This window comes from Larkinella sp. C7, assembly GCF_006149005.1.
Lineage (GTDB): Bacteria > Bacteroidota > Bacteroidia > Cytophagales > Spirosomataceae > Larkinella.
Map to the genome: position 1 here is coordinate 1 of NZ_VBSL01000158.1, position 456 is coordinate 456.

Annotated in this window: 1 protein-coding gene; it reads left to right on the plus strand. The window is 31.6% G+C overall.

The features are described 5' to 3' along the window. Positions 1-91: 91 nt before the first annotated feature. Positions 92-456: alpha/beta fold hydrolase (locus FH871_RS34890; RefSeq protein ID WP_369008816.1), on the plus strand; the 365-nt coding region annotated here is incomplete at its 3' end.

Below are 456 nucleotides of genomic sequence, written 5' to 3' on the forward strand. Positions count from 1 at the left end.
GAAAGAAGAGGGTTGGTGATTATGAACGGTGAGTCTGCAACAAAGATACTTATGAGTATAGAAGAAGATTTAGAAGATAAGGAGTAAAATTATGAAAATAATTGCCGTGATTGTTATAATCCTTTTAGCGGCAGTAATATTTTTTGTCGTTAGAAATATCAATTATGATTATTCAGGAGAAAAATTTCTAAAAAACCAAGCGCCAAAGCTTGGAATTATAGAAAAACAATTTCGATTAGATGATGGGAACGTAATAAATTATGCAGAAGGACCTGAAAATGGTCCTACTATCATATTATTACATGGACAGATGGTAGATTGGAAAGACTATCGTTCAGTTTTACCTCAACTTATAAAAAGTTTCCATGTGATTGCTATTGATTACTATGGACATGGTAAATCAAGTAAAAATCCAGATTTATATAATATTGAGCGAATAGGAACCGATATAGCTCT